General features: G+C 72.8%; 5 protein-coding genes. 3 read left to right on the top strand and 2 right to left on the bottom strand.

Translation table 11 applies throughout. The annotated features are described in order from the left end of the window. Positions 1–518 (bottom strand): hypothetical protein (locus HW445_RS17535; RefSeq protein WP_180221951.1); only part of this gene is annotated, 518 nt, incomplete at its 3' end. A gap of 580 nt (positions 519–1,098) precedes the next feature. Here HW445_RS17535 and HW445_RS17540 point away from each other — a divergent pair. Together HW445_RS17540 and HW445_RS17545 are read left to right on the top strand one after the other, a co-directional pair. Then, positions 1,099–2,613 carry a glutamate--cysteine ligase gene (locus HW445_RS17540; RefSeq protein ID WP_180221952.1) on the top strand — a complete coding sequence of 505 codons (1,515 nt, stop codon included), beginning with the start codon at positions 1,099–1,101 and terminating at the stop codon, positions 2,611–2,613. Between the two features lie 98 nt (positions 2,614–2,711). Continuing rightward, entirely contained in the window at positions 2,712–3,491 is a 780-nt protein-coding gene (locus HW445_RS17545) for a CPBP family intramembrane glutamic endopeptidase (RefSeq protein WP_151772052.1), read from the top strand. 21 nt (positions 3,492–3,512) lie between these two features. Here HW445_RS17545 and HW445_RS17550 read toward each other — a convergent pair whose 3' ends face one another. Beyond that, complete coding sequence (locus HW445_RS17550; protein ID WP_180221953.1) at positions 3,513–4,331, bottom strand: PhzF family phenazine biosynthesis protein; 819 nt, start codon at positions 4,329–4,331, stop codon at positions 3,513–3,515. 167 nt (positions 4,332–4,498) lie between these two features. On the opposite strand from HW445_RS17550, the gene HW445_RS17555 reads away from it, so the two are divergent. Then, the coding region (locus HW445_RS17555) for an EamA family transporter (RefSeq protein ID WP_308799370.1) at positions 4,499–5,335 on the top strand (837 nt) is incomplete at its 3' end.

A 5,335-nucleotide genomic window follows, 5' to 3' on the forward strand; every position in this document is an offset into this window, starting at 1 on the left:
ACGCGGTGCGGGCGGTGGCTGGCGATGCCCGGCGGGGCCGGCGCCAGCGGGATCAGCAGGTCCATCGGGTCCGGCAGGCCCGCCGAGGCGTCCGCCACGACGTCCGCGTGCAGCCAGAGGGTCAGCATGTACAGGCCCGGCACCGAGAGCAGGCGGGGCTGGTAGGGCTGCGGCGCCTCCTCGGCCTGGCGCAGGGCGCGTTCGGTCGAGGTGACGTACGGGCCCTCGAAGAAGTGCGAGAACGCCCAGCCCTCCGCGGTCTGCACGGTTTCGGCGGCGGCCACCGCGTGGTCGCCGGCACGGATCAGGAAACGCCAGCCGGCGAGCCGGATGACGGGCACCCCTTCCGCGGTGATGCGGTCCAGGACGTGGACCGGCAGGGGCAGTTCGGGGTTGAGGGGTCCCTGGGCGCTGCGCAGGGACGGCGTGTGCGCGTGACGGACCGCGGCGGGGGTGCCGAGGGCCGCCAGGACGGTGCGCAGGGCGGCGGGAGGTGCCGGCGGGACATGCAGCGGCATGGTGGGTCGCCTCTCTTACGACAGGCGCGGTGGCGCGCGGGTGAGGGTGGGCGCTGTCTGCTGTCAGCTCGAGGGGTCGGAGAGCCGTTGCCGGGCCGGTCGCGTCGCTCGGACCGGGTCCGGCCCGAAGTCACCAGGGTGACGGGGCGCACGGCTGTGGGCGCACGCGCTTCTCCGCCTCGTTTGCGCAGTTTATACGACCCGTGTTCACGGAGTGTTTCCGCTAGCTGTTTTCCATGTGAACGGCAAGGTTTCTTCCCGCCGTAATTTCGACGCGTTATCTCCCGATTTCCCGGGTGCTCCAGGTGGGTGACCTCGGGATATGTCCGGGACGGGGTCGGCCGGATTCGTCCACCGTTTTACCCGCGCCTCGAGGCCCGTCAATCCGCGCCCACGGTCATGCCGTGCGAATGTGCCGAATGGCGCTCGAGGTCAGCCTAACGGTCGGCGGGTCCTCGCGGGGACGTTATCGATCGTCCAGGGCGGGCATCATCAGTTGCGGACCGGACGAGGGACCCGGGCGACAGACAGACGGACACCGGCCGCAGAGGCGGCCGACCCATCCGAGGAGGACGCAGCGATGGGGGAGAAGGTCGAGGCAGGGTCGTTCGACCTGTCCGATCGCCAGAGCTACCGCGACAAGCTCCAGCGGTGCCTGGCGGGTCTTGAGCGGTTGCTGAAGGAGAGGCAGTTCGACCGGCCGAAGAATCTCATGGGTCTGGAGATCGAGCTGAATCTCGCGGGCTCCGACGGCATGCCGCGAATGATGAATGCGGAAGTGCTGGAGCGGATCGCGAGCCGTGATTTCCAGACCGAACTGGCGATGTTCAACCTCGAGGTCAACATCGAACCGCACCGGCTCGGCGGGCAGGTATTCGACCAGCTCGCGGAGGAGCTGCGGACGTCATTGGCATATGCCCACCGAAAGGCCGGGGAGGTCGACGCCGGGATCGTGATGATCGGCATCCTGCCGACGCTCGAGCGGGACGATCTGATCTCCGCCAACATTTCCGACGTCGACCGCTACACGCTGCTGAACGACCAGATCGTGTCCGCGCGCGGCGAGGACTTCACGCTGGAGATCGACGGCGTCGAGCGGCTCACCACCACCGCGCGGTCGATCACCCCGGAGGCGGCCTGCACCTCGGTGCAGCTGCACCTGCAGGTCACGCCCGAGCGGTTCCCGGACGTGTGGAACGCGGCCCAGGCCGTCTCGGCGGCGCAGATCGCGGTGGGCGCCAACTCCCCCTTCCTGTTCGGCAAGGAGCTGTGGCGGGAGTCGCGGCCGCCGCTGTTCCAGCAGTCCACGGACACCCGGCCGCCGGAGCTTCAGGCGCAGGGCGTCCGGCCGCGGACATGGTTCGGCGAGCGGTGGGTGTCCTCGGCGGTCGACCTGTTCGAGGAGAACCTGACGTACTTCCCGGCGCTGCTGCCGATCATGGACGACGAGGACCCGATGGAGGTGCTCGACGCCGGCGGCACGCCCAAGCTCGCCGAGATGGTGCTGCACAACGGCACCGTGTACCGGTGGAACCGCCCGGTCTACGACGTCGCCGACGGCACCGCGCACCTGCGGGTGGAGAACCGGGTGCTGCCGGCCGGGCCGACGGTGATCGACGTGGTGGCCAACGCCGCGTTCTACTACGGACTGGTGCGGGCGCTGGCGGAGGAGGCGCGGCCGGTGTGGACGCGGCTGCCGTTCGAGGCGGCGGCCGCCAACTTCGAGACCGCGTGCCGGTACGGGATCGACGCGCGGCTGGAGTGGCCGCGCCGCGGGCGGCCGGGCGGCACGCAGCAGGTCGAGGCGGTGACGCTGGTGCTCGACGAACTGCTGCCGCTGGCCCACGCCGGGCTCGAGGCATGGGGCATCGAGCCGGCCGACCGCGAGCTGTACCTCGGGGTGATCGAGGAGCGGTGCCGCAGGCGGGTGAACGGGGCGTCCTGGCAGGCGGCGGCGTTCCACACCGCGCTGGAGCGGGGCATGTCGCGGCAGGAGGCGCTGGCGGCGACCACGCGGCGGTACGCGGAACTCCAGTGGCGGGGGGACCCCGTGCACACCTGGCCCGCGGGGCTGCCCGCGTCCGGGGGGCGGTAGGGGCCACCGGCCCCACCGGTGGTCCGGGCCGGGAGTGTCCGCCCGGGGCCCGCTCTGGCAAGCTGTGGTGCCGGTGGTGCGGTCCGACGGAGGCGTGGGTGACGGGGTTGGGGTCCGAGGTGGTGTCGCGGCGGACGCTGCGGGACGAGACGCTGCTGGTGCTCGCCCTGTCGCTGGGCGCCAGCGCCGTGGCGGCGGTCATCAGTTTCACCGGGTCGTTGACGCGGCCCGGCGGACTCAAGGACCAGGCGGCCACCCTCAACGCGTCGGCGGCGCCGGGCCGGCCCTGGCTGGACCTCGCCTGGCAGCTCTTCGGGATCGCCTCCGCGCTCGTCCCCGTGCTGCTCGTCGCGCACTTCCTCACCCGTGAGGGAGGGGGCCTGCGGACGCTCGGCTTCGACCGGACCCGGCCGTGGTCGGACCTCGGCCGGGGCGCCGCCGTCGCCGCGGTGATCGGCAGCACCGGCATCGCCTTCTACCTCGCGGCCCGCGGTCTCGGTTTCAACCTCACCGTGGTGCCCGAGGCGCTGCCGGACGTGTGGTGGAAGTTCCCGGTGCTGATCCTCTCCGCCGCGCAGAACGCGGTGGTCGAGGAGGTCATCGTCCTCGGTTACCTGCTGCACCGGCTGGGCGGGCTCGGCTGGAGCCCGGGCGCCGCACTCGCCGCCAGCTCGGTGCTGCGCGGCACCTACCACCTCTACCAGGGCATCGGCGGATTCGTCGGCAACCTGGTGATGGGCGTCGTGTTCGTGCTGCTGTACCGGCGGTGGGGCCGGGTGGGGCCGCTGGTGGCGGCCCACACGCTGCTCGACGTCGGCGCGTTCGTGGGCTACGCGCTGCTCGCCGGGCGGGTCGACTGGCTGCCCACCGCGCCCTGATCCCCCATCACCTCCGGCCGGTCACTCCGGCGGCGCCAGCAGGTCGCCCTCGACGACGGTGACCGCCCGCCCGGTCAGCAGGGTGCGTTCGCCCCGGAGTTCCGTGCGGACCAGGCCCGAACGCCGCGACGCCTGCAGGCCCGTGAGGACGGTACGGCCCAGGCGCCCCGACCAGAACGGGGCCAGCGCCGTGTGGGCGCTGCCGGTCACCGGATCCTCGTCGATGCCCACCCGGGGGAAGAAGCAGCGGGAGACGAAGTCGTGACCGGCGGCGGGGCCGGCCGGACGCGCGGTGGCGATGACGCCGCGCTCCGAGCAGGTGGCCAGGGCCTTGAGGTCGGGCGAGAGGCCGCGCACGGTCTTCTCGTCGGCGACCTCCACCAGCAGGTCTCCCACGTTCGGCCCGGTGTCCAGGACGGTGAGCGGCTCGGCGCCCAGGGCCTCGGCGAGCCCCGGCGGGGCCTCCACGGTGGTCAGCGGGGCGGTGGGGAAGTCCAGGGTGATCGAGCCGTCCTCGGCCGGGGTGGCCAGCAGCACCCCGCTGCGGGTGGCGAAGCGGACCGGGCCCCGGTGGGCGCCGGTGGCGCCCAGGACATGGGCGGTGGCGAGCGTGGCGTGGCCGCAGAGGTTCACCTCGGCGGCCGGGGTGAACCAGCGCAGGGCCCAGTCCGCCTCGCCGCCGCCGGGCAGCGGGTGGGCGAAGGCGGTCTCCGCCTGGTTCATCTCCAGGGCCACGTTCTGCAGCCAGGCGTCGTCGGGGAAGGCGTCCAGGAGCAGGACGCCCGCGGGGTTGCCGCCGAACGGGCGGTCGGTGAAGGCGTCGACGAGTCGGATACGCATGACAGGACGTTAACGGGCCGCCTCACGCCCGCGACAAGGCCAATCGCGGGCCGGTGGACCGCAGCCGCCGTGAGCGCGCGGGTCCGGGGAATGAGACAGCAGCTATCCGGGATGACGGTCCTGTCGGGTGCTGTCATCATGACTGCGTGCGTGACTCAGGGACAGGCGTGGAGCGTTCCGGGAAGGGTGCGGGACTCACTCTCGCAGTCCTGTCCGCGGTGGCGTTCGGTGGATCGGGTGTGGCGGCCAAGCCGCTGATCGAAGCGGGCCTCGACCCGCTGGAGGTGGTCTGGCTGCGGATCACCGGAGCGGCGCTGGTGCTGCTCCCGGTGGCCTGGCGGCACCGTGGACTGGTGCGGCGCAGGCCCCTGGTGCTCCTCGGGTTCGGCCTGTTCGCGGTGGCGGGCGTCCAGGCCGCCTACTTCGCGGCCATCTCCCGGATCCCGGTCGGCGTCGCCCTGCTGGTCGAGTACCTGGCGCCCGCCCTGGTGCTGGGCTGGGTGCGGTTCGTGCAGCGCCGGCCGGTCACCCGCGCGGCGGCGCTGGGCGTGGTGCTGGCGGTGACCGGGCTGGCGTGCGTGGTCGAGTTCTGGTCGGGGCTCGTCTTCGACCCCCTGGGGCTGCTGCTGGCCCTCGCCGCCGCCTGCTGCCAGGTCGCCTACTTCGTGCTGGCCGATCACGGCTCCGACGGCGGCCGGGAGGCGCCCGACCCGTTGGGCGTGATCGCCTTCGGTCTGCTGGTCGGCTGCCTGGCGATGACCCTGGTGGCGCGGCCGTGGGGGATGGACTGGGCCGTGCTGGCGGGGACCGTCGGCATGGACGGCACCCCGGTGCGGGCCTGGGTGCTGCTGGCGTGGATCGTGCTGGTCGCGACCGTCCTGGCGTACATCACCGGCGTGGTGTCGGTGCGGCGGCTGTCGCCCGCCGTCGCCGGCGTGGTCGCCTGCGCCGAGGCCGTGGTGGCCGCGGCGGCGGCCTGGCTGCTGCTCGGGGAGCACCTGGGA

This window comes from Streptomyces sp. UH6 (assembly GCF_013421635.1).
Lineage (GTDB): Bacteria > Actinomycetota > Actinomycetes > Streptomycetales > Streptomycetaceae > Streptomyces > Streptomyces abyssomicinicus.